The organism is Tepidiforma sp., assembly GCF_026419595.1.
Lineage (GTDB): Bacteria > Chloroflexota > Dehalococcoidia > Tepidiformales > Tepidiformaceae > Tepidiforma.
Window position 1 is genome coordinate 60,553 of sequence record NZ_JANZZD010000003.1, and the last position, 24,920, is coordinate 85,472.

The window sequence follows — 24,920 nt, forward strand, 5'->3', positions numbered from 1 at the left end:
TCGGGCCGCGCCCGGATGCGCAGGCGCTCGCCGGGTGGCGAAGGCGGGCCTATCCTGAAGGCACTCAGCAGCGCGGAGTACCGAGTGAGCCGCATCCTCGCCATCGTTCACGTGCAGGGGCGCGACCAGAAAGGTGTGGTCGCGCGCATCAGCACCTACCTCGCCGAGCGCAGCATCAACATCGAGGACATCGAGCAGCGGGTCGTCCAGGGCCAGTTCCTGATGGACATGCTGATCGACATCACCGAGGCGACGGTGACGCTCGACGAACTCGTGACGGGGCTGCTCACCATCGGCCGCGAGATCGGGATGGAAATCCGTGTGACGCTGCACAGCGAACGGCAGCGGCAGCGGGTGGCGGTGCTCGTTTCGAAGGAGCCGCACTGCCTCGACCAGCTCATCGCGGACTGGCGGGCCGGCGACCTGCGGGGCGACCTCGTGTGCGTGCTTTCGAACCACGAGACGCTGCGCCCGGTGGCGGAGGCGGCCGGCATCCCGTTCGAGTGGCACCCGAGCGACGACAAGGCGGCGCACGAGGCGTTCCTGCTGGAGCGGCTGGGCCACTACCGCGCCGACCTCGTGGTGCTGGCGCGCTACATGCAGATTCTCACGGGCGCGGTGGTGCAGCCGTATGCGGGCCGCATCATCAACATCCACCCGTCGCTGCTGCCCTATTTCCCCGGTGCGAATCCGTACCGCCGCGCGTGGGAGGACGGCGTCCGGGTGACGGGGTGTACGGCCCACTTCGTGACGGAGGAGCTGGACGCCGGGCCGATCATCCTCCAGGACGTCTTCCACATCGACGTCGGCGTCGACACGGTCGAGGACGTGCGGCGGAAGGGGCGGGCGCTCGAAGGGGTGGTCCTGAGCCGCGCCGTGCAGCTCTATCTGAACGGGGAGATCGTGGTGCTCGACGGGAAGGTGGTGTTCAAGCCCGGGATGCGGACCCTGCTGCGCGACCTGCGCGGACGCCCGTAGCGCCCGGTTCGTCGTTCGGGCCCAGCCGCCACGCCATCCGAACCCCGGGGATGCGGCCCCGGTAGACATCGACCACGTGTTCCGGGCAGACCGGGACGAGGGCGTGGGTCTCGCCGTCGATGTCGCCGTAGCGGTGGGTGGCGGTCGCGAGGATGTCGAAGCGTGACGTCAGCAGGCCGACGGGGTTGGTGACGTGACGGGGCGGCTGGCCTTCGGCCTGGCAGATGGCGCAGACGGACATGGGTCGCTCCTCCCTGGGGGCTGCGGATGCTCAGCCTACCACCGGGACGGCGATAACGGTTCTGCCGAGTGTCAAGATTCCGGGCGGGTTTCCAGCAGGTTGCGTGTCCGGCGGTGCCGCCACCAGAACATCGGCAGGAGCGCCGGGCGGACGAGGAGCCACTCGAGGAACTCCCCGGCCGGCGTTGGCAGGAGGCGGAACGCCACCGCGTCCTCGAGCCAGGCGCCGCCGGGTGCCGGGAGGAAGCGGTGCTGGTGGCGCCACCGCCGGAACGGGCCCCGCTCCTGCACGTCTTCGATGAGGCGGCCTTCGACGACGCGGGTGATGCGGGCGACCCAGGTCACGCCGAGCCGACCCCAGCCGAGGCGGAAGATCTGGAGGTCGCCTTCCCGTGCAGGGGCCGGCTCCGAAAGAAGGCGGAAGGGCGGGAACGGCGGGCTGATGCGGCCGAGGTTCCGGACGTCGGCGTGGAACCTGAACAGGTCCTCCGGCGAGGCGGGGATGAACGAGCGGACACGGAGGATGGTCACAGCGGCGGCTCCTTGCCGAGGAATTCGAGAGCGTCGCGGGCGGCGTTGATGCCAGACAGGGCCGTGCCGACGGTGCCCTGGCCCGGGAACGTGTGGTCGCCAGCGAGCCAGAGCCCCCGCGCGGCCCGGTGCGACGGCGCGCGCAGGGCGACCACCGACGGCACCTGTCGGAGGCCGCCGACGAAACCGCCCGGCCGCCCGGTAAACCGCTGGTAGGTCGCCGGGGTCGCCGAGCGGAGCAGCTGCACGCGACGATCGACGTCGGGGATGACGCGGCGGACGGCGGCGAGCAGCTGCTGCTCCAGCCGGGCGCGTCGCTGGCACGCTTCCGCGGGCGGCACCGCGAACTCCGCGGGCTGGACGTGCGTCGATACCGAGATGCTCCAGCGATTGGCCCGCGCGCCGCGGCCGGGGTAGATGGAAACGAGCGCGTTCGCGCCGGGCCGGTCGAGGTCGGCCGTCTCGGCGACGACCTGGTGGAACGGGTGGAGCTGCGGCAGGCCGGCCGCGTCGATGCCCAGGTGCAGGACGAAGGCGCCCCATGCTTCGCCCGGTTTTGGAAGGCGCGGCGGCCGCCCGAGGAGGAGGTCGAGGCCGGCAGGAGGCACGTTGGCGACGACGGCCCGGGCGGTCACGCGCTCGCCCGAGTCGAGGACGAGCGTCCAGGCTGCGTGCTCCCGGACCAGGCCCGCGATGCCGGCGGCGAACCGGACCTCGCCGCCGAGGCTGCGGACCGCGCGGACGAGCCGCATCGCGAGCGCGCCGGTCCCGCCATCGACCCACTGGCAGCCGCGCCGGTAGAGGTCGAGCGCGATGGCGCCCTGCACGGCAGAGCATTCGCTGGCAGTGGCTCCAGTCGCGTCGAGCAGGAGCGCATCGATGAGGGCGTCCGCCTCCGCCGACCCGCGGGCGCCGAGGAGCTGCTTGACCCGTCCGACCGTTGAGAACAGCCACGGCGCAGCGAGCGCGAGCGACGGCCGAACGGCGCGCAGCGAGCGGCGGACGTCGGCGGGCCGTTCGAGCGGAAAGGACGGCAGCGCGCTGCCGATGCGGTAGACCTCGCCGCCGACGAGGCGGACCCAGCGCCAGAAGCGGCGGTAGCCGGCCGGCGCGCCGGGGAAGCTCCGCGCGAACTCGTCCGCCCAGGCATCGTGGTCGGCGAGATACGGCACGGTCCGGTCGGGCAGGTGGAACACGATCGAGGGGTCGAGAGGCGAACTTTCGATGTGAACGTCGAGGATGTCGAAGACCTGTCGAAGGATGCCGCCGGGTTCCAGGCCGGTCACGACGGTTGCGCCGGCCGGGAACCAGAACCCTTCGAGCGCGAAATCGCCGGCACAGCCGCCGGGGCGCGTGTGCCGCTCGAAGAGGACGGTCTTCGCGCCGGCCTTCGCAGCGAGTGCGGCGGCGACGAGGCCGCCGAAGCCGCTGCCGATGACGGCGAGGTCGAACTCCTGCTGCTGGACCACGCCTCCATCGTAGGGAGTTCGACAGGAGTTTGACAAACGGCCGGGCCTGCGCAAGGATGGAAGGCATGAAGACGCCCGGCATCTACCGCATCGCGCAGGTGGAAGCGCTCACCGGGGTGAGCGCGCACGCCCTCCGCGCGTGGGAGCGGCGGTACGGGGTGCCGCGGCCGAGCCGGACGGGCGGCCAGCAGCGCACCTACTCGGAGGCGGACATCGCGATGATTCGGCGGATGCAGGAACTCTCGCAGCAGGGGGTGCCGCTCGCGCGGGCGGCGGAACTGGTGCTCCTCGAAGCGTCCACGCCCGGCGAGGGCTCGGGGCCGCGCATCGCGCTCCTCACCACCGAGCTTTCCGATGCGCTCCTCGCCTTCGACGAGCCCCGGGCTGCGGCGGCGTGGGCCGAGCTCTTCGACACGCTCGACCTGATGACGGCCTTCGAACGCGTCGTAGTTCCCTTGATGCGGGACATTGGCACCGCGTGGCACGAGCAGCGGATCACCGTCGCCCAGGAGCATTTCGCGTCGAACTTCGTCCGGGCGCGGCTCGACCAGCTGAGCCGGCAGGTGCAGCCGCTGCCGGGGGCGCCGACGGTGGTGCTGGCCTGTCTGGAGGGCGAGCACCACGAAATCGGGTTGCTCATGCTGGCGGTCATGCTCCGTTTCCAGGGGCTGCGGACGATCTACCTCGGGCAGGACGTGCCCGACGACGCGCTCATCCGCACGGTCGAAGACGCGCAGCCGGAGGTGCTGGCGGTGAACGCCGGCACGGCCGACGGGGCGCGGCACCTGCCGGGTGTCGTGCGGGCGCTCGCCGAGACGGCGCCGCTGACGTCGGTCGTCTACGGGGGCGGCGCGTTCGATGCCGAGCCGTCGCTCCGCATCGAAGCGCCGACGGCGCATTACGGCGGGCCGCGGCTGCTCGATGCCGTCGCCCTCGTCAACGAACTCGGACGTTCTCGCACAGGAGGTGCGGTATGAAAGTTGCCGTTGCAGGCGGGACCGGTTTGCTGGGGCGGGCCATCACGACGGCCCTGCTCGACGCTGGCCACCAGGTGGTCGTGGGCTCGCGCTCGCGGCCGGAGAAGGACCCGATCGACAGCCGGGCGCAATGGGTCTCGGTCGACGTCATGGCCCCCGCGACGCTCCCGGCGCTGCTCGCGGGCGCTGATGCCGTCGTCGATGCCGTCCAGTTCCCGAATTCGCCCATCGAGAACCCGAAGAAGGGCTACACCTTCGAACGGATCGACCTCGGCGGGACCCGCAACCTCGTCGACGCGGCGAAAGCCGCCGGCACGCCGCTCTTCATCGGGCTCAGCGGCGTCGGCGCGGCCGAGCACGCGGCCTACCACTGGCTCCGCTTCAAGTGGCAGGAGGAGCAGCACATCGCGGCGTCCGGCGTGCCGTACGTCGTCTTCCGGCCGAGCTGGATCTACGGCCCGCGCGACGTCTCGCTGAACCGGTTCCTCGGCTTCGCGAAGTTCCTCCCGTTCGTGCCGGTCATCGGGAACGGCAAGACGCGGATCACGCCGCTCTTCATCAACGACCTCGCGGCGCACGTCGTCGCAGCGCTCGAAAAGCCCGAGGCGCGGGGCCGCGTTTTCGAAATCGGCGGCCCGGCGGTGATGACCATGGACGAGGTCATCAAGACCGCCCTTCGGGTGGCGGGCAAGCGGCGGTTCCTCCTGCATTCGCCGAAACCGCTCATGAAACTGGTCGCGAGCGTCGTGCAGTACGCTCCGGGCCGGCCGCTGACGCCCGGCGCCATCGATTTCATCACGATGGACGGCATCGCCGATACCTCGGCGCTGCAGGAGGTGTTCGGGCTCCGCCTGACGCCGCTCGAGGAAGGGCTCGCGACGTACCTGAAGCGTTGACAATCAGGGGTGCCATCTATAGCAGGCATCCACCGCTTGCATGGACCCGGCGGAGATCGCGTAGAATCGGGCTGCGGCACCGCGGGGGCCGCGGACGACACCCTATCCGCACGGGACGACCATTGCGCGCTGACACCTCCGACGTAGCGTTCAGGCTTCTCCTGGCTCTCGGGGAGCTCTGGGAAGGGCTTCACCGGGCGGGCATCGACCCCTCGGCCCGCGGGCTTCACATCACGCACGAATACCTGGGCGGCTACACGAGGTACTGCGCAGGGCCCGGCTCGCACCCGCGGCTCGTCGTCGAATGGAACGAGTCGTCCCGCCACCTCCGCGTCATCCGCTGCGAGCCGTGGCCCGGCGTCGAAGCCACGATTTCGGCGACGGTCGCGCTCGTGCGGGCCGAGGCGCGCGCCCGCGGCATCAGCGACATCGTCGACCGGACGCTGGTCGCCGCCTGCAAGGAGCCGCTGAAGCCGGCGCGAAAGACCGTCCTCCCCACTGCGATGCAGGGCAACCCGGCGCTCGCCGGCCGGAGGGCGTAGCGGGCCGCTGCCCCGGGCGCGTACGATCCCGGCCGTGATGCCTGCGACCACCTTCCCGCTGCCCCGGCGTGCCCGGCTCCTGCCGATGCTGGCGGCCGCGCACCGGGAGCGGGGCTATCTCGATCCTGAGACGGTCGAAGGAATTGCCCGGGAGCTGCGCATCCCGGCAGCTGAAGCGTGGGAGGCGGCGACCTCCCAGCATGAGTTCCGCTTCGAACCGGGCCTCCCCGCGCGGGGCTGTGCGGGGGTAGCGTGCGCCATCCAGCCGGGCTGGCGCGAACCGACACTGCCGGCTGGATGTCTCTTCACGTGCTTCGCCCCGCCGGCGAGCGGTGACGAGCGGCCGTTCCCTCCGGACATGGTTCGCCGGGCCGGGCCGCTGCTCGCGTCATGGGAATGCGGGTGGGCCGGGTTCGAGCGCGCCCGGTCCCTCGGGCCGCAGGCAGCCCTCGAAGAGCTCGCGGCTTCCGGGCTGCGCGGGCGCGGCGGCGCGTACTTCCCCGCAGCGGCGAAGTGGCGAGCAGCGCTGCGCCACGGTGCGCCGTTGGCGCTCGTGATGAATGGTGAAGAGGGCGAGCCGGGCGTCTTCAAAGACCGGGCGCTGCTCTGCCTCCGGCCGGAGCGGGTCGTCGAAGGGCTGGCGATCGCGATGGAGGTGCTCCGCCCGGCGGTCACGATCGCGTTCATCAACGGCTCGGCCGACCCTGCGGCGGAGGCGTTCGAACGCGCGCTCGCCGACTCGCCGGTCGCCGGGCAGGTGCTCGTCTACCGCGGCGCCGGCGGCTATGTGCTCGGCGAGGAGACCGTGCTGCTCAACGCCATCGAGGGGAGGCGGGCCGTGCCGCGGCCGCGGCCCCCGCTGCCGGTCGATGCCGGGCTGTTCGGCATGCCGACGGTCGTGAACAACGTCGAGACGTTCGCGTCGGTGAGCGTCATCTTTCGGCAGGGCGCCGCGGCGTTTCGTTCGTTCGGGACTTCGGAGGCGCCGGGGACGCGCCTCCTCTCGCTGAGTGGCCGGGTCGCGCGGCCGGGTATCTACGAGGTGGCGCTCGGCACGCGCCTGTCCGACGTCCTGGAGGAGGCGGGCGCGCCGCCGGCCGAGCGGACGGCGCTGTTGTGCGGCGGCCCCTCGGGAGGGTTCCTGCCGGCGGCGATGGCGGACGTGGCGACTTTGCCCGGGCGCTACCACCCGACGGGGGCGATGCTCGGGGCGGGCGGCGTCGTCGTCCTCGAAGCACCGGGCGACATCCGCCGCGCGGCGCTGACGATGGCCGCGTTCAACGCCGAGCAGTCGTGCGGCAAGTGCACGCCGTGCCGCGAAGGTGCGCCGCTCCTGTTCGAACAGCTTTCCGCGGGTGAAACGTCGGACATCGACGAGCTGGCCGAGGTCGTGCAGGCGGCCTCGCTCTGCGGGCTCGGGCAGATGGCGACCGGCCCTGTCCGCTCGGCGCTCGCGTTCTGGCCGGAGGTGTTCCGATGAGAGTCGACGGGCAGGAGGTCGAACCGGCCGGGACGATCCTCGATGCGGTGCTGGCGCTCGGCATCAGCCTCCCGCACCTGTGCAAGGACGACAATCTGCCGGCCATCGGCGCCTGCCGGACGTGCCTCGTGGAGGCGGACGGCCGTGTCGTCGCTGCCTGCCACACGCCTGCCGCCGGGGTCGAGGAGGTGCTGACGGCGAGCGAGCGGGCCGTTCGGCTTCGGCGGGCAGTGCTCCGGCTGACCGCGCGGATGCACGGGCCCCGGCCCGACGTGGAGGGCGGCCCGCGAAGCGCCGAGCTCTGGGCCGCCTACGGCGAGCACGGCCTGGAGCAGCCGGCCTACCCGCGGCGCGCCCGCGACACGTTCGACACGAGCAGCCCGTTTTTCCACTTCGATGAGCAGGCGTGCATCCTCTGCGGGCGGTGCGTGGCGGCCTGCCAGGGGCTCCAGCACATCGGGGCGATCGGCATCGCCGGTACGGGCACGCATGCGCGGGTGACACCGGGCGCGGGCGTTGCATTCGCGGCGTCCATCTGCACGGCCTGCGGGTCGTGTGTCGCTGCCTGCCCGACCCACGCGCTTCGCCCGGCCCCGTCTTCGCGGGACGGGGTTCGTTTCGAACGCGCGACGGAGGGGTGAAATGGAGACGAAGACCTGGACGACCTGCCCCTTCTGCGGCGTCGGCTGCGGCATCGTGGTCCACACCCGCGAAGGGCGCATCAGGTGGGTTGACGACGACCCGGCGAACCTTTCGAGCCGGGGCATGCTCTGCGTGAAGGGGCGGTTCGGCACCACGTTCGTGCAGCACCCGGACCGGCTGACGACGCCGCTCATCCGGCGGGGCGGCGAATTCGTGCCGGCGACCTGGGACGAAGCGCTCGACCTCATCGCGGAGCGGCTTCCGGCCTTCCGGGGCCGGTTCGGCAGCTTCGCGAGCGCAAAGGCGACCAACGAGGATGCCTTCGTCCAGCAGAAGTTCATCCGGCTCATCATGGGGACGAACAACATCGACCACTGCACGCGGCTCTGCCATTCGCCGAGCGTCGAGGCGATGCTGGACCAGCTCGGCAGCGGCGCGACGAGCAACTCCTACTCCGATTACGAAGAGGCCTCGTGCCTCGTGCTGGTCGGCTGCGACCCGGGGTCGAACCACCCGGTGATCGCCTCGCGGATGCGGAAGGCGGTCGATGAGTTCGGCACGCGGCTGGTGGTGGTCAACCCGAAGCGCATCGATATGGCGGAGCGCGCGGATATCTTCCTGCAGCCGCTGCCGGGGACGGACGTGGCGCTCTTCAACGGGATGGCGCGCGCGATTCTCGACGAGGGGCTCGAAGACCGGGCGTTCATCGCTGGCCGGACCGAAGGGTTCGAGGCGTGGCGCGCGGCCGTGCTGGAGCGGACGGTCGAGGAGTACGCGGCGGTGTGCGGCGTCGGGGTGGCGGACCTGCGCGAGGCGGCGCGGCTGTACGCTGCGCCGCCGCCGCGGCGCGGGCTGCCGCCGGGCGAGCGGCCGGGGAGCTGCCTCGCATGGGGTATGGGCATCACCCAGCATGCCCACGGGACCGACAACGCGCGGGCGCTCATCAACCTGGCGCTGCTGACGGGGCAGCTCGGCCGGCCCGGCTGCGGGATTTCGCCGCTGCGCGGGCAGAACAACGTGCAGGGCTGCGGCGATGCGGGCTGCATCCCCGATTCGCTGCCGGGCTACCAGCCGTACGCTGGCGACGTCGCGGCGATTTTCGAAGAAGCCTGGGGCGCGGGCATCCCGCGCGAGCCAGGCATCAAGGCGACGGACATGGTCGAGCGGATCGAGGCGGGCGACATCCGGGCGATGTATATCGTGGGCGAGAACCCGCTCCTCTCCGAGCCGAACCTCGCCCACGCCGGGGCGCTGTTCCGGCAGCTCGACTTCCTCGTGGTGCAGGACCTGTTCCTGCACGAGACGGCGCAGCTCGCGGACGTGGTGCTCCCGGCCTGTTCGTTCGCGGAGAAAGACGGCACGTTCACGAACAGCGAACGTCGGGTGCAGCGGGTGCGGCCGGCGATCCCGCCGGTGGGCGCATCGCGGCCCGACTGGGCGATCATCGCGGACCTCGCGCGGCGGATGGCGCCCGGCGCCGGCATCGACCCGCGGCAGTTCGCCTACGGTTCGGCAGCGGAGGTGTTCGCCGAGATGGCGCGGCTCACGCCGCAGCTGCGCGGCATCAGCTACGAGCGATTGGACCGGGAGGGCGGCATCCAGTGGCCGTGCCCAAACCCGGACCATCCCGGAACGCGCTTCCTGTACGCGGACCGGTTCCCGCGAGGGCTGGGGAAGTTCGTGCCGGTGCGGCAGGCTGCGCCGGCGGCGGAGTTGCCCGACAGCGCGTACCCGCTCGTGCTCAACACGGGCCGGGTGCTGTACCACTGGCACGGCGGAACGATCACGCGGCGCGTGCAGGCGCTCGTCGAGCAGATGCCGGAGGTGCCGGTCGCCATCCACCCGGACGACGCTGCCAGGCTGGGCATCGACGAGGGCGTCGAGGTCGTGGTGCGGTCGCGGCGGGGGCGCCTGACCGGAAAGGCGGTCATCACGGATGCCGTGCGCGAAGGGTCGGTCTTCGTGCCGTTCGTGAAACTGCAGGAGAGCGCCGCGAATTTCCTCACCAACAACGCCTACGACGAGCCATCGCGTATTCCGGAGTACAAGGTCTGCGCCGTCCGGGTGGAGAAGAAACGGCCCCGTCCGGTCGGCGCTATCGGCGCTCCGCCCACTGCTTCGCGTGGTAGGTGATGATGATGTCAGCCCCGGCGCGGCGGATGCTCGTGAGCGTCTCGTCGATGACCCGGTCGCCGTCCAGCCAGCCCCGATCGATGGCGGCCATGAGCATGCTGTACTCGCCGCTGACGTTGTAGGCCGCGACCGGGACGGTGACGGCCTCGCGGACGGCGCGGATGACGTCGAGGTAGGGCAGCGCGGGTTTGACCATCACCATGTCGGCGCCCTGCTCGATATCGGCGCGCACTTCGCCGAGGGCCATGCGGGCGTTCGCCGGGTCCATCTGGTAGCCGCGGCGGTCGCCGAAGGCCGGTGCGCTGTCGGCCGCTTCGCGGAAGGGGCCGTAGAACCCGCTGGCAAACTTCGCGGCGTAGGAAAGGATGGGCACGTTCGAGAAGCCGGCGGTATCGAGGGCCCGCCTGATGGCGAGCACGCGGCCGTCCATCATGTCGCTCGGCGCGATGACGTCGCAGCCGGCGCGGGCGAGCGAGACCGCGGTTTCGGCGAGGAGCGGGAGCGCTGCGTCGTTATCCACCGAGCCGTCCGGCCGGAGCGGGCCGCAGTGCCCGTGGCTGGTGTACTCGCAGAGGCAGACGTCGCCCATCACGACGAGGTCGGGCGCGGCGTCTTTGATGCGGGGGATGGCCTGCTGAACGATGCCGTCGGCGGCCCAGGCGCCGCTCCCGGCGCCGTCCTTCGCGGCGGGCAGGCCGAACAGCATGACGCCGCCGATGCCGAGGCGGGCGAGGCTGCGGGCTTCCCCGGCGAGGGCGTCGAGGCCGAGGCGGTCCTGGCCTGGCATGGACGGTATCGGCGAACGCCCCGCGAGGCCGGCCTCGACGAAGAGCGGGTACACGAGGTGGGCCGGGGTGAGCTCCGTTTCGCGGACGAGCCGGCGCATCGCCTCGGTGGAGCGAAGCCGGCGGTGGCGGGCGAACGTGCCGAGTTCCATGTGCTGGCAGTGTAGCATCGGTGAAGCCCCGGAGGCCGGGGAGGGCTGCACGGGCTATCCTTGGAGCGACATGGAACGACGGCTCCCGGCCCAGTACGAAGGGTGGCAGGCGCACGAGGCGCAGATGCGGCGGATGACGACGCCTGAGCTCGTGGCCGAGATCCAGGACGGCCCCCCGGACCGCCGGCTGGCCGCGCTCTCGGTCATCAACCTCGCAGCCGTCGATGCCACAGTGGTGCGGGACTGGATTCGGACGCTGCCGGACGCCGAGGCGAACGAGCTGGCGGGCGCGATCCCGGTCCTCTCCCCCGATGGGTCGTGCGAGGAGGACGCGCGGTGGTGCGCGCTCGCCCGGGACGGGTACGCGGCGCGGCGGCTGCCGACGTTCCTCGTCGTGCTGATGGCCTCGCTCGAGGCGATGGAGGCGCGGGGCTGTGCCGGCGCGGCTGCCGAATGGGAACGGACCGCCGATTGGCTGGGCGAGATGTTCGACCGGCTGAGCGCGGAAGGCGACGAAGACGCGCTCGACGACATTTCGCTGTTCGTCTTCGAGAACTACCTCGACCGGGAAGCGATGTTCGAGTGCTTCTGCGGGGCGATCGTGCGGCACGAGTGGTTCGCGGGCGAGGTGAGCGCGAACCCGTCGATCTACCTCGCGAGGCTCCCGGAGCACCGGCAGCGGCGGGCGCTGCTGGAAGCTGCGCAGGCCGGCGGGCTTCCCTTCGAGCAGTCGTGGGCGAACCTCCGCACCGCCTGAGCGGGCTGCAGCGCTAGACGGCGCACTCGCCTTCGCCGCGCTGCAGCCGGTAGAGCTCGAGCCGGTTCCAGTCGATGAACATCCCGCGGTTGTCGTCGCTGAACTCGCCCGGGATGCAGAGGTCGGCGATCGCTTCTTCGAATGGCGCCGGGCCGACGCGGTCGAAGAACGCGTTGAAGGTCTCGCCGGGCTGCCGGTTCGATTCGTAGAGGCGGATGAAGCGCTCGACGGCGTCGGGACCGCGCTTTGCGGGCAGGCGGACCTTCAGCTGCTGGGCGAGCCGGAGTTCGCCGTTGTCGTAGTTGCCGCCGAGGAAGACGTGGTAGGCGGGCAGCTGGTGGTCGCCGACCTTCATCGCGGCGCCGTGGAAGCCGATGGTGGCGATGTGGTGCTGGCCGCAGCTGTTCGGGCAGCCGCTCATCTTGATGTGGATCTTCCGGGTGAGCGGGTCGGTGATGTTCAGCGCCTCGACGCGCTCCTGGATGGCCTGGTTCAGCCCCATCGAAGAGGTGATGCCGAGCTTGCAGCTGTCGGTGCCGGGGCAGCTGACGACGTCGGTAATGGTCTGGGCCCCGATATCGGCGAGGCCGAGCTCCTTCAGGCGCAGGAAGACTTCGTACAGGCTCTCATCGCGGACCCAGCGGAGGACGATGTTTTGGCCGACGGTGGTGCGGGCGTAGCCGCCGGTGTAGTCGCGCATGATGGCGGCGAGGCCGCGGAACTGTTCCGGCCGGAGGTCGCCGCGGGTGACCTTGACTTCGACGGCGCTGAAGCCCTGCTGCTTCTGCGCGCGGACGTTGGCCGCGACGAAGGCGGTGAACTCGCGGTGGTCGCCGTTCGGCTGCTGGTAGTGCGGCCGGCGCGCCGGGGCGTTGGCTTCTTCGTCGTGGATGAAGAGGAGCGGGTCGGGGCGGAAATCGCGGCCCTGCGCCCAGTCGCCCTTCAGCTCCTCCTCGACCATCCGGCGGAACTCGTCGATGCCGACCCGGTCGACGAGGAACTTGATGCGGGCTTTCGCGCGGTTCTTCCGGAGTTCATCGGCGCGATTGAAGATGCGGAGCACCGCCTCGGAGACCTTGAGGTAGTCGTCGACGGACACGAAGTCGTAGAGGACGGGCGCTTTGCGGGGCATCGTGCTCAGGCCGCCGCCGACGACCATCGTGAAGCCCTTCACGCCGTCGCGGATGCGGGGGATGAAGCCGAGGTCGTGGATGCCGGTGATGGCGGTGTCGGCGTCGGTCGCGGTGAAGGCGACCTTGAACTTTCGGGGGAGGAGCTGGGTGAGCGGGTTGCGGAGCCAGCGGCGGGCGAACGCGCCGGCGTAGGGCGTCGGGTCGAAGGGCTCGCCTTCCTGGATGCCCGCCCACGGGTCGCCCGTCACGTTGCGGACGGTGTTGCCGCACGCCTCCCGGGTGGAGAGCCCCGCGCGGCCGAGGACGAAGAGCGCTTCGGCGGCTTTGAGGAGCGGGATGTGGTGGAACTGGATGTTCTGGCGGGTCGTGATGTGGCCCTTGCGCAGCGGAGCGTACTTCTCGGCGACTTCGGCGAAGGCTTCCATCTGCTCCGGGGTGACGCCGCCGAAGGGGAGCTTGACGCGGATCATCTGGACGTTCGGCTGCCGCTGCCCGTAGACGCCCTGCTTGAGACGGAAGCCGATGAACTGCGCTTCGTCCCACTCGCCATTGATGAAGCGGGCAGCCTCGGTCTTGAAGTCTTCGAGCTCGCGTTCGAGGACCGGGAGCACCTTCCCGGGCTCGTTGGTGTAGACGATGGTCTCGACGTCGGGCATGGCGCACCCCGGTGGTGGAGATTCGCGCAGTTCCGCCGAGGAACTCAGCAGAAAGCTGACTGACTTTATCAACTTGAGGACTTGCCGGCAACGGTGGGAATGGATAAAGTTGAGCGAGTTACTCAGCTAAGGAGCTGCCCATGACCGCCGCGCCGGCATTCAGTGATGCCGACTACCGGGCTCTCAACGAACGGTTCGAATCGGCCAGTCCCGAGGAGATCGTCCGCTGGGCGGTGGAGACGTTCGGCGACGGCCTCTCGGTGGGAGCGAGCTTCGGCGGCGCGAGCGGGATGGCGATCCTGCACATGGTGTCGCGGCTCAAGCCGGACGTGCACGTCTTCGTGCTCGATACGGACTACCTGTTCGAGGAGACCTACGAGACGATGCGGCGGGCCGTGCCGGCGCTGGGCCTCACGAACGTCCAGGTGTACAAGTCGAAACTCACCCATGAGGAGCAAGCGCGGCAGTACGGCGCAGCGCTCTGGATGCGCGACCCGGACCTCTGCTGCGAACTCCGGAAGGTGGAGCCGAACCGCCGCGCGCTCGAAGGGAAGAGCGCGTGGGTCAGCGGCCTCCGGCGCGACCAGTCGGAAGGCCGCGCCGACACGCCGATCGTCTCCTGGGCGCCGAAGTTCGGGGTCGTGAAGATCAACCCGCTGGCGAACTGGACGGAGAAGCAGACGTGGGCGTACCTGCTCGAGCACGGGGTTCCGTACAACCCGCTGCTGGACCGCGGCTACGCGAGCATCGGCTGCTACAACTGTACGGTGCCCGGCGTCCAGGGGCGGGCGGGCCGCTGGCAGGGCTTCGAGAAAGACGAGTGCGGGCTGCACACCTGACGACGACAAGGAGCGGTGCGGCCGACGGCCGGGCCGGGAAGGACGCGAGATGACACAGCGGAACGGTTTCGTGGTGTGGTTCACGGGGCTCTCGGGGGCAGGCAAATCCACCCTGACGGCGTTGCTCGCCCCTGAGCTTCGGAAGCGCGGGCTCGCCGTCGAGGTGCTCGACGGCGACGAAGTGCGAACCCACCTGTCGAAGGGACTGGGCTTCAGCCGGGAGGACCGGGATACCAACATCCTGCGCATCGCCTGGGTTGCGCGGCTGCTGGCGCGCAACGGCGTCGCCGTCATCACGGCCGCGATTTCGCCCTACCGGGACACCCGCGACGCGGCGCGGGCGATGATCGAGGCGGACGGCGTGCCGTTCCTCGAAGTCCACCTCGCGGCGTCGCTGGAAGCGTGCGAGGCGCGGGATGTGAAGGGGCTCTACGCCGAGGCGCGCGCGGGCAGGCGGCCCGGCTTCACGGGCATCGACGACCCGTACGAGCCGCCGCTGGCGCCCGACCTCCGGCTGGACACCGGGAGCGAGCCGGCCGAGGCGAGCCTCGCGGCGCTGCTGCAGCTGCTGGAAACGCGGGGGCTCGCACCATCCCCGGCGGAGGTGCGGCCGTGACGGCGCATGCGGTGATGCCCGTCGACCACGACCCCGGCCTCGACCTCCTGGAGGCCGAGGCCGTCTTCATCATGCGGGAAGTCGCAGCGGAGTTCGAACGGCCCGCCTTGCTCTTCTCCGGCGGCAAGGACTCGATCGTGCTGCTCCGGCTCGCGCAAAAGGCGTTCTGGCCGGCGCGCTTCCCGTTCACGGTCCTGCACGTCGACACCGGACATAACTTTCCTGAGGTGATCGCGTTCCGCGACCGGCGAATCGCGGAGCTGAAGGCTCGCCTCGTCGTTGCATCGGTACAGGAGGCCATCGACGAGGGGTGGGTGCAGGAGGAGCGGGGCCCGCGCGCATCGCGGAACCGGCTCCAGACGCCGGTGCTGCTGGCCGCGATCGCGCGGCACCAGTTCGATGCTGCCATCGGCGGCGCTCGGCGGGACGAGGAGAAGGCGCGGGCCAAGGAGCGCGTCTTTTCGTTCCGGGACGAGTTCGGGCAGTGGGACCCGCGCAATCAGCGGCCCGAGCTGTGGAACCTGTACAACGGCCTTCATCTGCGCGGCGAGCACATGCGGGTGTTCCCGCTTTCGAACTGGACGGAGCTCGACGTCTGGCGCTACATCGCGCGGGAGCGGCTCGAGATCCCGTCGATCTACTTCGCGCACGAGCGGGAGGTGTTCCAGCGCGACGGCATGCTGATGGCGGTCAGCCCGTTCCTGCCGCGGCTGCCGCACGAGCGAAGCTTCGTCGAGACCGTCCGCTACCGGACGGTCGGGGACATGACCTGCACCGCGGCCGTCCGTTCTTCGGCGAAAACCGTGGAGGAGATCATCGCGGAGGTTGCCACAGCGCGGGTGACCGAGCGGGGCGCGAGCCGGGCGGACGACCAGTTCTCGGAGGCCGCGATGGAAGACCGGAAGCGGGAGGGGTACTTCTGATGGACCTCCTCCGTTTCGTGACTGCCGGGTCGGTCGATGACGGGAAGAGCACGCTCATCGGCCGGCTGCTCTACGACACGAGGCAGGTGTTCGAGGACACGCTGGCGAGCATCGAACGCGCGAGCCACGCGCAGGGGCTGGACGAGCTGAATCTCGCGCTGCTGACGGACGGGCTGCGGGCCGAACGGGAGCAGGGCATCACGATCGACGTCGCCTACCGCTACTTCGCGACGCCGCGCCGGAAGTTCATCATCGCAGACGCGCCGGGCCATGTGCAGTACACGCGCAACATGGTCACGGGCGCCTCAACGGCGCACCTTGCGCTCATCCTCGTCGATGCGCGCAAGGGTGTGGTGGAACAAACGCGGCGGCATTCGGCGCTCGCCGCGCTGCTGGGCATCCACCACGTGGTGCTTTGCGTGAACAAGATGGACCTGGTCGGCTGGTCTGAGGCGCGTTTTCGCGAGATCGAGGAGGAGTACCGCGCCGTCGCGCGGTCGCTGGGGATCGATGCGGTGACCGTCGTCCCGCTGGCGGCGCTGACGGGCGCGAACATCGTGCACCGCTCGGGTGAGCTCGGCTGGTACGACGGGCCCACACTCCTGGAGTTCCTCGAAGCTGTCCAGGTGCCGGACCCGGCCCGCCGGGCCCCCTTCCGGTTTCCCGTGCAGTACGTCATCCGGCCGCAATCGCGGGAGTTCCCGGATTACCGCGGCTACGCCGGCACGGTGGCGGCAGGCTCCGTCCGGGTGGGCGATGCGGTCCGCGTGCTCCCCCTCGGAGCCGTGACGCAGGTGTCGGCGATCGACCGCTTCGAAGAATCGCTCAGCGAGGCGTCGGCCGGCGATGCGGTGACGATTCGCCTCACCGACGAGCTCGATGCGGGCAGGGGGAGCATGCTCGTGGCGGCGCACGACCCGATCGCGCCGGTGGACGTCGTCGAAGCGGACGTGTGCTGGATGCGTGAAGATGCCCCGCTGGCGCCGGGGCAGCAGGTGCTCCTGAAGCAGACGACCCGCAGGACGCGCGCGGTGGTGGAATCGCTCATCGACCGGCTCGACGTCCACCAGCTGACGCGCGAGCCGTCTCCCGCGCAGCTCCGCCTGAACGATATCGGCCGGGTGCAGTTCCGGCTGATGGAGCCCGTGGTTGCCGACCTGTACGAGGCCTGCCGCGAAACCGGGGCCTTCATCATCATCGACCCGGCAACGCGCCACACGACCGGCGCGGGCATGACCAGGGCGGCCGCGCCTGCCGCCGCCGCGGGTGCCGGATGAACGGCGGACCGGGCGAAGAAGCGCTCGCGCCGAGGAGCCGCGAGGTCGAGGCTGAAGCTGTGCCCGCCGGCCGCCGGGCCGCCGTCCGCAGGGCGGGCGTGCCGGTTTCACGCGCCGCCGCCGCGCTGACCGGGATCTTCCTGTTCATCCTCGGACTTCAGGTGCTCAAGACCGGCGCGCGGACGCTGGTGCCGCTGCTCGACGGCCTCGATATCGCCGGCCCGGTGAACAGCGTCGGGTTCGGCTGGCTCCTCGCCTATGCGGCGATGAGCGGTTCGCCGGTCGCCGCGATCGGCGTCACGCTGCTCGCGGGCGGCGTGCTCAGCGAGTCCGAAGCGTTCGGCGTCATCGGCGGGTCACGGCTCGGGGCGTCGTTCATCGTCCTCGCTGTCGGGTTCGTCCTGTACGTCGCCCGGAAGCGGAATCCCGACAGCCTCGCGATTGGCGTGATCTCGTTGCTCACGACGTTCACGACGCAGGGCCCGGCGATCATGCTGGGGCTGATTTCGCTCCACTACGGCTGGCTGGACCGGCTCCAGTTCACGCCGCCGCCGGGCATGCTCGACTGGGTGGATGCGCTCTACGGCGAGCCCGTGGCGTGGCTCGACGCGCGGCTTCCGGGGGGCGCGCTGTTCGGGCTCGGGGTGGTCATCCTCCTCGGCAGCTTCGCCGTGTTCGACCGGGCGCTGCCGCAGCTCGAGGCCGGCTCGAGCAGGTTCGATGCGGCGATGCACCGGATGCGCTCGCGGTGGTTCATGTTCCTGATGGGCGGCGCGGTCACCTCGATGACGATGAGTGTGTCGATTTCGCTCACGCTGCTGGTGCCCCTCAGCCTGAAGGGCTACCTGAAGCGCGACCAGGTGCTGCCGTACGTCATGGGCGCGAACATCACGACGTTCATCGACACGCTGGCCGGGGCGCTCATCCTCGGGGGTGCGACAGCGTTTACGGTCGTGCTGACCGAGATGATCTCGGTCGGCGTCGTCTCGCTGGTCATCCTCACGTTCTTCTACGGGCCGTACTCACGGGCCATTCTCCGGCTCGCCCATGAAGCGACGCGGAGCGAGCGGCGGCTCGCGGTCTTCCTCGCGGCCATCGTGGCGGTTCCGCTGGTCCTGCTCTTCGCCTGACCCGCGGATCACCGGTGCAGGGATTCGTCGGGGGTGTCGGCGGCGACGCCGGCGGCGTACAGCGCGGCGATGCGGGCGTCGTCGAGGCCGAGCAGCTCGCGGAACACCCAGTCGTTGTGCTCGGCGAAGCCGGGGGCGTGGAGGCGGATGTGGCCCGGCGTCCGCGACAGCACCCAGGGCGGCGCTTCCATCTCCCAGGTGCCGGCGTCGGGGTGGGTGTGTTCGACCCAGGCGCCCGTCGAGCGGAGATGAGGGTCGGCGACGAGCTCCGGCGTCGTGAGGACCGCACCAGCCGGGACGCCGGCGCGCTGGAGCAGGTGCATCGCCTCGTGGTGGCCGCGCTGCAGCGTCCACGCCTCGATTTCGGGGTCGAGGTCGCGCTCGTTCGCCTTCCGGGCGGCGGCGGTCACGAAGCGGGGGTCGTCGGCGAGGTCGGGCCGGCGGATGACGGTGCACAGGGCGCGGAACTGCTCGTCCGTCTCGCACGCGATGGCGACCCAGCGGTCGTCGCCGGCACAGCGGTAGACGTTGTGCGGGGCGTGGTGGGGGTGGCGGTTTCCCATCGGCCGCGGGAGTTCGCCGGTGAGGCTGTACCCCACGATGTGTTCGCCGACGAACATGGTGAGGTTTTCGCGCTGTGCGAGCTCGACGTAACAACCCGCGCCGGTGAGGCGGCGCTTGCGGAGCGCGAGCGTGACCGCGCCGACGAGCGCCGTCGCGGCCATCGGGTCGCCGTAGCTGAAGCCGGTCTTCATCGGCTCGCCGTCTTCGTACCCGGAGATTGAGACGAGCCCGGCGAGCTGCTCGACGTTCGACCCGTAGGCGACGTAGTCCTTTTCGGGGCCGGTCTTGCCATGGCCGGGCATCGAGACGTAGATGATGCTTGGGTTTACGGAGCGGACGGTCTCGTAGTCGAGGCCGAGGTTGTCCATCACGTCGGAGCGGTAGTTTTCGACCAGCACGTCGCTGATGGCGCAGAGCTGCAGGACCGTTTCGCGGCCGAGCGGGTGGGCGAGGTCGAGCGAGACGGCGTACTTGTTCCGGTTGTTGTGGTTGAAGTAGGCCGACCGGTTGTACCAGCGGGGCACGTCGCGAGGGATGAGGCCGAGGGCGCGGAGCAAGTCCCACTGGCGGGGGCTTTCGACCTTGATGACTTCTGCGCCGTAGTCGCCGAGGAGGCGGGTGCCCATCGGCCCGGCCCAGACCATCGTGAGGTCGACGACGCGGACGCCGTCGAGGGGCTGGCTCATGGCTGGCGCTCCTTGCGGGCGAGGCTGGGCGGGCCCTGCCAGGTTTCGCCGTTATCCAGCGCCACGGTGAGCTGGGTGCCGGATTCCTCGACGGTGCCGGCGAGTTCGGGCGTGCCGGCCGGATAGGAGGACTTCCTCGGAACGATCACGCGCGCCCCGGCCGGGAATTCCGCGCTGGCGATGATCTCGAGCGCTTCGATGCGGCGGCCGATGGCGCGCGCGAGGACCTGGAAGAGCGCGAAATCGTCGGTCTTCCGGAAGGTCTCCAGCGCTTCCTCGCGCGAAGCGGCTTCGCGGGCAGGGCGGAGGTCGGCCGGCGGCGGGATCGTGTCCTCGTCGCCGCGCGCGAGGAGGGCGGCGACGTATTTCCGCGCCCGCGGCGCGGCCTCTCCGGTCAGGCGATGGAGCAGCGCGAGGTCATCGCACTGTTCGAAAAAGGCTGCCGCGCGCGCGACACGCTCCCGCTGGTTCATGCCGGGAGGCTCCCGAGGACCTCGGCGGTGTGCTCGCCGAGGAGCGGCGCCCGGCCGGCGTCCCAGTCGCCGGGCCCCATCCACCAGGGCGGGCCGGGATAGACCGCTTCGCCGGCGACCGGGTGGTCGATGCGCTGGAGGAAGCCGCGGGCGTTCAGCTGGGGACTTTCGACCAGGTCTGCCATCGTGTGGACGAAGGCGATGGGCGCGCGGCCTGCGCCAGCCCTCCGGTAGAGGTCGTGTTTCGTTTCGGTCGCCGCCCAGGCGTAGAGCTCGGCCATGAGCTCGTCGTTGTGGGCGACGCGGTCGGCCTGGGTGGCGAAGCGCGGGTCCTCGCCGAGGTCGGGGCGGCCGATGACCTCGAGGAACGGCTTCCAGTTGCGCGGCATGAGGTGGATGCCGATGTGGCCGTCGGCGCAGGGGTAGATGCCGATGAAGCTCGCCATGTGGTTGCCGCGGCGGATGCCGCTCCACTGGCCGAGGTAGCAGTAGTAGGGGATCGAGGCCTCGAGAATGGGCGCCATGCAGCGCTGGATGGAGATATCGACGTGCTGGCCGCGCCCGTCCCGCTCGGCTGCGAGGACGGCGAGCATCGCGGCCGAGAAGGCGTTGAGGCCGCCCTGGTAGTCGGCCTGGTAGCCGCCGTTCTTCAACGGGCCGCCTTCGAGCGTGCCGGTGATGTACATCTGGCCGCCCATGGCGAAGGCGATGAGGTTGTTCCCGCGGTAGTTCGCGTATGGGCCCTGCTGGCCGAACGGGGTGATCGACACCATGACGATGCGCGGGTTGCGTTCGGCGAGCGACGCGTAGTCGAGACCGAGTGCGGCGAGGTCGGCTGGCCGGTAGTTCTCGACGAGGACGTCGGCGGTCTCGATGAGGCGGAGCAGGCGGCCGCGGCCCGCGGGGTCGCGCGGGTCGAGGACGACCGACTTCTTCCCGGTGTTGAGGTAGAGGAAGAGGGCGCTGGCTTCAGGGTCCGGCTCGCCGCGGGGGAACGGCCCGTGGGCGCGGGCGATGTCGCCGCGGGGCGGCTCCACCTTGATGACCTCGGCCCCGTACCCGGCGAACAGCTTGCCGCAGTACGGGGCCGAGACGAACGTGCCAAATTCGATGACGCGGAGACCTTCGAGGGGCCGGCTCACGGAGGCGCATCTTACGCGCCCTGACGCTTCTCCTCATCTCCCGGGTGCTCAGCCCGGACGGCGCCGCCGCGGTCTCCGTGAATCTGCGAAAAGTCGAACCGGGTCGGCGGAATCTGGCCCATGCGGCCCGAGTGGTAATCCCGGATGGCCTGGAAGATTTCGTCGCGGGTGTTCATCACGAACGGGCCGTGGAAGACCACGGGCTCGCGGATGGGGCGGCCGCCGAGGATGAGGACGTCGAGATTGCGGGCGCGCGAGTCCTGGATGTCGTCGGCTTCGATGATGATGCCGTCGCCGTTGCCGAACACGACGAGCTGGCCCTCGCCGAACGGACGCCGTTCGAGCCCGGCCCGGCCGCGGCCGTTGAGCGCGTAGGCGAGCGCGTTGAAGTCGCGCGGCCATGCCGTTTCGAAGCGGGTTCCCGGCGGAAGCGTCACGTGCGCGTAGGCGATTGGGGTGTGCGTCACGCCGGGGCCGCGGTGACCACCGAGCTCCCCGGCGATGAGGCGGACGAGCGCGCCGCCATCGAACCCGGCGAGGAGGGTGACGGCGGAGGCGCCGATATCCTGGTAGCGGGGCGGCGTCCATTTCATCGCCGCCGGGAGGTTCACCCAGAGCTGCACGCCGTGGAACAGGCCGCCCTTCTGGATGAGCCAGGCGGGCGGCACTTCGTCGTGGAGGATGCCAGCGCCGGCGGTCATCCACTGGGTGGCGCCGTCGGCGATGTACCCGCCGCCCCCGGTCGAATCGTGGTGCTCGAGGGCGCCGTCGATCATGTAGGTGACCGTTTCGAAGCCGCGGTGGGGATGCCACGGGGCGCCTTTCGCCTCGCCCGGGGCGTATTCGACCGCGCCGATGTGGTCGAGGAGCAGGAACGGGTCGGCGATGCCGAGGTCGAGGCCCGGGAAGGGCCGGCGCACCTGGAAGCCTTCGCCTTCGAGGTAGGTCGGGGCGGTGACAACGAGGTGGACTGGCCGGGGACGGTCAGTCGGCCCGAGCCGGTCGAGACGGGGCAGGGTGAGCGGGTTGGCTGGCGTGACGGCAGGCACAGGCGCCTCCTTCGTTGCAGATGCAACTACCAGCCTAGCAGGTTTCCCGCCGCGCCGTCAGGGTCACCCCCGGGAGGGGAGCTGGACCTGGACGTTCGCCCGGGTGCTCGGCTGGCCTTCGGCGAGCGTGACGATTTCGAGCTCGACGAGGTGGGCGCCGTCTTCGACGCGCTTCTCGACGACGCGGCCCGCGAGCACGAGCGGCCGGTCGGCGACATCGGGCCGGCGGTAGGCCGCACGGACACTGCGCACCATGCCCTCGGTGCCGGCCCAGTCGCTGACGTACTGGGTGATCCAGGCGAGCTTGAGGAGGCCGGGGACGAGCGCGCCGCCGACGCCGAGGCGCTTGCCGGCTTCGGCATCGGCGAAGGCCGGGTTGGTCGGGTTGTCGCGGCCGAAGAAGTCGATGGCCATGTCGGTGGTGGGCACGCGCTCGAGCGGTTCGAGTTCGTCGTCGACGTTGACGTCTTCGTAGTAGCGCTGGCTCATTCGTCGCTCCTGCCGGACGCCATCTTCGGGTCGAACTGGGTGATGGTGATCATGGCCGCGGCAACGTGGTTACCGTCGGCGTCGTAGTAGTCGGTGCCCTGTGTGACGAGGACGCTGTAGCCGTAGCGGCCGCCGAGGCGGTCGCGGATGTCGTAGACCTGCGAGATGGCCTGCAGCTGTTCGCCGATGCGGAACGGGCGGGTGAAGCGCCATTCCTGCTGGGTGAGGAGGCCGCCGGGCAGCACCTGGGGCATGCCGCGGCGGGGACCGCCGCCGAGCATGGCGATCACGTATGGCGGCGCGATGCCGGTGCCGTCGGCGTAGCGCGGGTCGGTGTCGCCGAGGACGTCGCGCATGCGGCGCGCGTCTTCCTCGCGGATGGTGACCGTGACGGGGTCGCTCTTGCGGCCGATGGCCGCGCGGTGCTCATCGGTGATGAGGCTCTGTTCCGGGATCGCCATGCATCCTCCAGGGGCCCGGCGGCCTGGCGCGCAGGGGCACGCAGCCGGGCGGACGTTCAGGTGCCCGTAGTCTGCCAGCTTTTCGGCGTTTCCGGGAGGGCGGCTCAGGGCACGCTGATGACCGTCACGGCGCCGGTGTCGCCGTCGACTTCGATGACCGCGCCGTCCGGGATGCGCTTCGTCGCATCGGTGGCCGAGACGACGCAGGGGATGCCCAGCTCGCGGCTGACGATGATCGCATGGCTGAGCGTCGCGCCGACATCGACGACGACGCCGGCCGCGGGCACGAAGAGCGGCGTCCACGCGGGGTCGGTCATCGGCGCGACGAGGATGTCCCCCGGTTCGAGCACGGTCGGGTCGAGCGGGTCGAGGACGACGCGCGCGGTGCCGCGGGCCCTGCCGGGGCAGCCCGGGACGCCATGGATGACATCGCCCGGGCCGGCCTTCTGCGCGGTATGCTCCGCCCGGCGCCGCCAGGTCGTGTTCTCCGGCGGGGTGCCGTTGATGATGAACGGCGGCTCGAGCGTGAGGAGCCATTCGTAGTGCTTGCGGCGGGGTTCGACGAGACTGCGGAGGTCGGTCAGCCGGCCCTCCGCGTAGTCGCGCAGCTCATCTTCGAACAGGAAGCAGATGTCGTGCGGGCGGTCGACCTGGCCGCGCTCGACCGCGCGGCGGCCGAGTTCGCGGAGGGCCATCCGCGTCTCTTCGATGACGCGGATGATGTTCGTCTTCGAGCGCTCGCGGCCGGGGACGAAGGTGAGCGCGCTCTGCATGGCGGCGTCGAACTGGGCGAGCGTCGCCGGGTCGCCAGCGAGGGCTTCGCGGATTTCGGCGCGGATGCGCTCCCGTTCGGCGACGCGCTCGGCATTCTTCTGCATCGGTGAGCTGTCGTCGCCGCTGAGCCGCATGCGGTCGATCGCGGCGAGGGCGAGGTCCGGGTTGGTTTCCCAGGTGTCGGCCATGACGTCCCATTCGTTGGGGCCGCGCGAGCCGAACTCGGCGAGGAAGTCGGCGAAGGCGGCCAGGAACGCGCGGGCGTCGGGGTGGTCGGAACCCTGGAGGCGGGCGTAGATGCCCGCGGGACCGACATCGAAGAGGCGATTCAGTTCCGCGGAGGCCCGAACCTTCCGGCTCAGCTCCCACATCGCGTACGAGGGGGCGGCGGAGTCGACGCCGCCGAGCCCGGCGATGAGCTTCATGGCGTCGGCGGGCCGCCCGATGGCGGCGCAGATGGCCGCGATGGCGCCGGGGCCGATCGAGGCGGCGCCGCTCTGGTTGATGTGCTGATCGAACATCCGGCGGCAGAGCGGCCGCATCGAGATGGCGCGTTCGAGCAGCTCGACGTCGGAGAGCCTCGAGAGGTCGGGGCGCTCAGCGCGCACCTGGCGGGCGAGCTGCCGGTCGGCTTCGAGCTCCGACTGGTCCATGTCCCCGAGTACCCAGCCGAGCCACTTCTCCATGACGGCGGTCGTAGCCGGGTTTTCGTGCCACGGCTCCTTCACGTAGGGCGGGACGTCCGGGTGGTCGCCGAAGTAGGCGGCGTCGATGGCGGCGGCGGACATGCCGGGCGTGCGCTCGCCCCAGACGCGGATCCACGTGGCGTTGAGATAGCCGTAGCCGCCGATGAGGCCGATGAAGTCACAGCGGTTCGGGTCGGGGTCGAGCTCCTCGTCGCCGACGCCGAGGCGGTTGACGGCGCAGTCGCGCCAGCCGCGGACCGTGCCGCCGTTGGCGAAAACGAGCTCCCAGCCGGCGGGGCTGGGCGGTTCGGGGAGGACTTCGCCGACGTTGGCGCGCGTCCAGAAGGAGGCTTTCGGGTCGTAGGGGGCGTCTTCGATCCAGCGGACCTTCTCCATGCTCCACTCCTGTTAACACTGTCGAGGGAGCGGATGGTAGCGGG

At 70.6% G+C, this 24,920-nt stretch carries 25 protein-coding genes; 13 read left to right on the top strand and 12 right to left on the bottom strand.

Annotation, left to right across the window (positions count from 1 at the left end):
- Nucleotides 1-84: 84 nt before the first annotated feature.
- Nucleotides 85-978: a formyltetrahydrofolate deformylase gene (locus tag N2041_RS02670; protein ID WP_297675547.1), complete on the top strand. Its 894-nt coding sequence runs from the start codon at nt 85-87 to the stop codon at nt 976-978.
- Here N2041_RS02670 and N2041_RS02675 read toward each other — a convergent pair.
- The 3 genes from N2041_RS02675 to N2041_RS02685 form a co-directional block, all read right to left on the bottom strand.
- A complete protein-coding gene (locus tag N2041_RS02675) occupies nt 929-1,219 on the bottom strand; it encodes a hypothetical protein (protein ID WP_297675549.1) in 291 nt (96 codons plus the stop codon). The two genes, N2041_RS02670 and N2041_RS02675, sit on opposite strands and share 50 nt — an antisense overlap.
- 71 nt (nt 1,220-1,290) lie before the next feature.
- The gene (locus N2041_RS02680; protein ID WP_297675551.1) at nt 1,291-1,749 is read right to left on the bottom strand and encodes an SRPBCC family protein; all 459 of its coding nucleotides are present in this window, start codon (nt 1,747-1,749) and stop codon (nt 1,291-1,293) included.
- On the bottom strand, nt 1,746-3,218 hold the full coding sequence (locus tag N2041_RS02685) for an NAD(P)/FAD-dependent oxidoreductase (protein WP_297675553.1): 1,473 nt from the start codon (nt 3,216-3,218) through the stop codon (nt 1,746-1,748). The genes N2041_RS02680 and N2041_RS02685 overlap by 4 nt, the downstream gene beginning before the upstream one ends.
- Nucleotides 3,219-3,283: 65 nt before the next feature.
- Between N2041_RS02685 and N2041_RS02690 the strand changes: the two genes are divergently transcribed.
- From N2041_RS02690 to fdhF, 6 genes are all read left to right on the top strand, one after another.
- Nucleotides 3,284-4,195: a MerR family transcriptional regulator gene (locus N2041_RS02690; protein ID WP_297675555.1), complete on the top strand. Its 912-nt coding sequence runs from the start codon at nt 3,284-3,286 to the stop codon at nt 4,193-4,195.
- The gene (locus tag N2041_RS02695) at nt 4,192-5,091 is read left to right on the top strand and encodes an NAD-dependent epimerase/dehydratase family protein (protein WP_297675558.1); all 900 of its coding nucleotides are present in this window, start codon (nt 4,192-4,194) and stop codon (nt 5,089-5,091) included. Before N2041_RS02690 ends, N2041_RS02695 begins: the two co-directional genes overlap by 4 nt.
- 122 nt (nt 5,092-5,213) lie before the next feature.
- The gene (locus tag N2041_RS02700; RefSeq protein ID WP_297675560.1) at nt 5,214-5,633 is read left to right on the top strand and encodes a hypothetical protein; all 420 of its coding nucleotides are present in this window, start codon (nt 5,214-5,216) and stop codon (nt 5,631-5,633) included.
- Nucleotides 5,634-5,670: 37 nt separating this feature from the next.
- Nucleotides 5,671-7,113 (top strand): NADH-ubiquinone oxidoreductase-F iron-sulfur binding region domain-containing protein, encoded by a 1,443-nt coding sequence (locus N2041_RS02705; RefSeq protein WP_297675705.1) that lies wholly within the window; start codon nt 5,671-5,673, stop codon nt 7,111-7,113.
- Entirely contained in the window at nt 7,110-7,754 is a 645-nt protein-coding gene (locus tag N2041_RS02710) for a 2Fe-2S iron-sulfur cluster-binding protein (RefSeq protein WP_297675562.1), read from the top strand. Before N2041_RS02705 ends, N2041_RS02710 begins: the two co-directional genes overlap by 4 nt.
- A 1-nt stretch (nt 7,755) precedes the next feature.
- Nucleotides 7,756-9,888, top strand: coding sequence for a formate dehydrogenase subunit alpha (fdhF, locus tag N2041_RS02715; protein ID WP_297675564.1), 2,133 nt, complete (start codon nt 7,756-7,758; stop codon nt 9,886-9,888).
- Here the strand turns inward: fdhF and hemB are convergent.
- Nucleotides 9,851-10,825: a porphobilinogen synthase gene (gene hemB, locus N2041_RS02720; protein WP_297675566.1), complete on the bottom strand. Its 975-nt coding sequence runs from the start codon at nt 10,823-10,825 to the stop codon at nt 9,851-9,853. The genes fdhF and hemB overlap by 38 nt on opposite strands.
- A gap of 70 nt (nt 10,826-10,895) precedes the next feature.
- Here hemB and N2041_RS02725 point away from each other — a divergent pair, with 70 nt between their 5' ends.
- Nucleotides 10,896-11,582, top strand: a complete 687-nt coding sequence (locus tag N2041_RS02725) for a hypothetical protein (protein ID WP_297675568.1) — start codon at nt 10,896-10,898, stop codon at nt 11,580-11,582.
- A 13-nt stretch (nt 11,583-11,595) separates the two neighbouring features.
- On the opposite strand, the gene N2041_RS02730 is transcribed toward N2041_RS02725, so the two are convergent.
- Entirely contained in the window at nt 11,596-13,371 is a 1,776-nt protein-coding gene (locus N2041_RS02730; RefSeq protein ID WP_297675569.1) for a nitrite/sulfite reductase, read from the bottom strand.
- A gap of 140 nt (nt 13,372-13,511) precedes the next feature.
- Between N2041_RS02730 and N2041_RS02735 the strand changes: the two genes are divergently transcribed.
- Genes N2041_RS02735 through N2041_RS02755 form a run of 5 tightly spaced genes read left to right on the top strand, consistent with a single transcriptional unit; the run spans nt 13,512 to nt 18,156 of the window.
- Nucleotides 13,512-14,210 carry a phosphoadenylyl-sulfate reductase gene (locus tag N2041_RS02735; protein ID WP_297675571.1) on the top strand — a complete coding sequence of 233 codons (699 nt, stop codon included), beginning with the start codon at nt 13,512-13,514 and terminating at the stop codon, nt 14,208-14,210.
- A gap of 49 nt (nt 14,211-14,259) precedes the next feature.
- On the top strand, nt 14,260-14,826 hold the full coding sequence (cysC, locus tag N2041_RS02740) for an adenylyl-sulfate kinase (RefSeq protein ID WP_297675573.1): 567 nt from the start codon (nt 14,260-14,262) through the stop codon (nt 14,824-14,826).
- A gap of 14 nt (nt 14,827-14,840) precedes the next feature.
- Nucleotides 14,841-15,749: a sulfate adenylyltransferase subunit CysD gene (gene cysD / locus N2041_RS02745; protein ID WP_367187677.1), complete on the top strand. Its 909-nt coding sequence runs from the start codon at nt 14,841-14,843 to the stop codon at nt 15,747-15,749.
- The gene (locus tag N2041_RS02750) at nt 15,749-17,026 is read left to right on the top strand and encodes a GTP-binding protein (protein ID WP_297675577.1); all 1,278 of its coding nucleotides are present in this window, start codon (nt 15,749-15,751) and stop codon (nt 17,024-17,026) included. The genes cysD and N2041_RS02750 overlap by 1 nt, the downstream gene beginning before the upstream one ends.
- A complete protein-coding gene (locus N2041_RS02755) occupies nt 17,023-18,156 on the top strand; it encodes a hypothetical protein (RefSeq protein WP_297675579.1) in 1,134 nt (377 codons plus the stop codon). The genes N2041_RS02750 and N2041_RS02755 overlap by 4 nt, the downstream gene beginning before the upstream one ends.
- Before the next feature lie 8 nt (nt 18,157-18,164).
- On the opposite strand, the gene N2041_RS02760 is transcribed toward N2041_RS02755, so the two are convergent.
- The 7 genes from N2041_RS02760 to N2041_RS02790 all read right to left on the bottom strand — a co-directional run bounded on the left by N2041_RS02760 (nt 18,165) and on the right by N2041_RS02790 (nt 24,876).
- Complete coding sequence (locus N2041_RS02760) at nt 18,165-19,406, bottom strand: CoA transferase (protein ID WP_297675581.1); 1,242 nt, start codon at nt 19,404-19,406, stop codon at nt 18,165-18,167.
- The gene (locus N2041_RS02765) at nt 19,403-19,879 is read right to left on the bottom strand and encodes a hypothetical protein (RefSeq protein ID WP_297675583.1); all 477 of its coding nucleotides are present in this window, start codon (nt 19,877-19,879) and stop codon (nt 19,403-19,405) included. The genes N2041_RS02760 and N2041_RS02765 overlap by 4 nt, the downstream gene beginning before the upstream one ends.
- Nucleotides 19,876-21,021 carry a CoA transferase gene (locus tag N2041_RS02770; protein WP_297675585.1) on the bottom strand — a complete coding sequence of 382 codons (1,146 nt, stop codon included), beginning with the start codon at nt 21,019-21,021 and terminating at the stop codon, nt 19,876-19,878. The genes N2041_RS02765 and N2041_RS02770 overlap by 4 nt, the downstream gene beginning before the upstream one ends.
- Nucleotides 21,022-21,032: 11 nt before the next feature.
- Nucleotides 21,033-22,070: a pirin family protein gene (locus tag N2041_RS02775; protein WP_297675587.1), complete on the bottom strand. Its 1,038-nt coding sequence runs from the start codon at nt 22,068-22,070 to the stop codon at nt 21,033-21,035.
- A gap of 63 nt (nt 22,071-22,133) precedes the next feature.
- On the bottom strand, nt 22,134-22,559 hold the full coding sequence (locus N2041_RS02780) for a hypothetical protein (RefSeq protein WP_297675589.1): 426 nt from the start codon (nt 22,557-22,559) through the stop codon (nt 22,134-22,136).
- Complete coding sequence (locus N2041_RS02785) at nt 22,556-23,020, bottom strand: MaoC family dehydratase N-terminal domain-containing protein (protein WP_297675591.1); 465 nt, start codon at nt 23,018-23,020, stop codon at nt 22,556-22,558. The genes N2041_RS02780 and N2041_RS02785 overlap by 4 nt, the downstream gene beginning before the upstream one ends.
- Before the next feature lie 104 nt (nt 23,021-23,124).
- Nucleotides 23,125-24,876 (bottom strand): PEP-utilizing enzyme, encoded by a 1,752-nt coding sequence (locus N2041_RS02790; protein ID WP_297675593.1) that lies wholly within the window; start codon nt 24,874-24,876, stop codon nt 23,125-23,127.
- Between the last annotated feature and the right edge of the window lie 44 nt (nt 24,877-24,920).

Excerpts from the sequence above, each read along its gene's own strand:
- N2041_RS02730 (WP_297675569.1), bottom strand. The coding sequence starts at position 13,371 with ATGCCCGACGTCGAGACCATCGTCTACACCAACGAGCCCGGGAAGGTG.
- N2041_RS02755 (WP_297675579.1), top strand. The coding sequence starts at position 17,023 with ATGAACGGCGGACCGGGCGAAGAAGCGCTCGCGCCGAGGAGCCGCGAG.
- N2041_RS02705 (WP_297675705.1), top strand. The coding sequence starts at position 5,671 with ATGCCTGCGACCACCTTCCCGCTGCCCCGGCGTGCCCGGCTCCTGCCG.
- cysC (WP_297675573.1), top strand. The coding sequence starts at position 14,260 with ATGACACAGCGGAACGGTTTCGTGGTGTGGTTCACGGGGCTCTCGGGG.
- N2041_RS02735 (WP_297675571.1), top strand. The coding sequence starts at position 13,512 with ATGACCGCCGCGCCGGCATTCAGTGATGCCGACTACCGGGCTCTCAAC.
- cysD (WP_367187677.1), top strand. The coding sequence starts at position 14,841 with ATGCCCGTCGACCACGACCCCGGCCTCGACCTCCTGGAGGCCGAGGCC.
- N2041_RS02750 (WP_297675577.1), top strand. The coding sequence starts at position 15,749 with ATGGACCTCCTCCGTTTCGTGACTGCCGGGTCGGTCGATGACGGGAAG.
- fdhF (WP_297675564.1), top strand. The coding sequence starts at position 7,756 with ATGGAGACGAAGACCTGGACGACCTGCCCCTTCTGCGGCGTCGGCTGC.
- N2041_RS02690 (WP_297675555.1), top strand. The coding sequence starts at position 3,284 with ATGAAGACGCCCGGCATCTACCGCATCGCGCAGGTGGAAGCGCTCACC.
- N2041_RS02790 (WP_297675593.1), bottom strand. The coding sequence starts at position 24,876 with ATGGAGAAGGTCCGCTGGATCGAAGACGCCCCCTACGACCCGAAAGCC.
- N2041_RS02760 (WP_297675581.1), bottom strand. The coding sequence starts at position 19,406 with ATGAGCCAGCCCCTCGACGGCGTCCGCGTCGTCGACCTCACGATGGTC.
- N2041_RS02725 (WP_297675568.1), top strand. The coding sequence starts at position 10,896 with ATGGAACGACGGCTCCCGGCCCAGTACGAAGGGTGGCAGGCGCACGAG.
- hemB (WP_297675566.1), bottom strand. The coding sequence starts at position 10,825 with ATGGAACTCGGCACGTTCGCCCGCCACCGCCGGCTTCGCTCCACCGAG.
- N2041_RS02785 (WP_297675591.1), bottom strand. The coding sequence starts at position 23,020 with ATGGCGATCCCGGAACAGAGCCTCATCACCGATGAGCACCGCGCGGCC.
- N2041_RS02675 (WP_297675549.1), bottom strand. The coding sequence starts at position 1,219 with ATGTCCGTCTGCGCCATCTGCCAGGCCGAAGGCCAGCCGCCCCGTCAC.
- N2041_RS02765 (WP_297675583.1), bottom strand. The coding sequence starts at position 19,879 with ATGAACCAGCGGGAGCGTGTCGCGCGCGCGGCAGCCTTTTTCGAACAG.
- N2041_RS02780 (WP_297675589.1), bottom strand. The coding sequence starts at position 22,559 with ATGAGCCAGCGCTACTACGAAGACGTCAACGTCGACGACGAACTCGAA.
- N2041_RS02710 (WP_297675562.1), top strand. The coding sequence starts at position 7,110 with ATGAGAGTCGACGGGCAGGAGGTCGAACCGGCCGGGACGATCCTCGAT.
- N2041_RS02695 (WP_297675558.1), top strand. The coding sequence starts at position 4,192 with ATGAAAGTTGCCGTTGCAGGCGGGACCGGTTTGCTGGGGCGGGCCATC.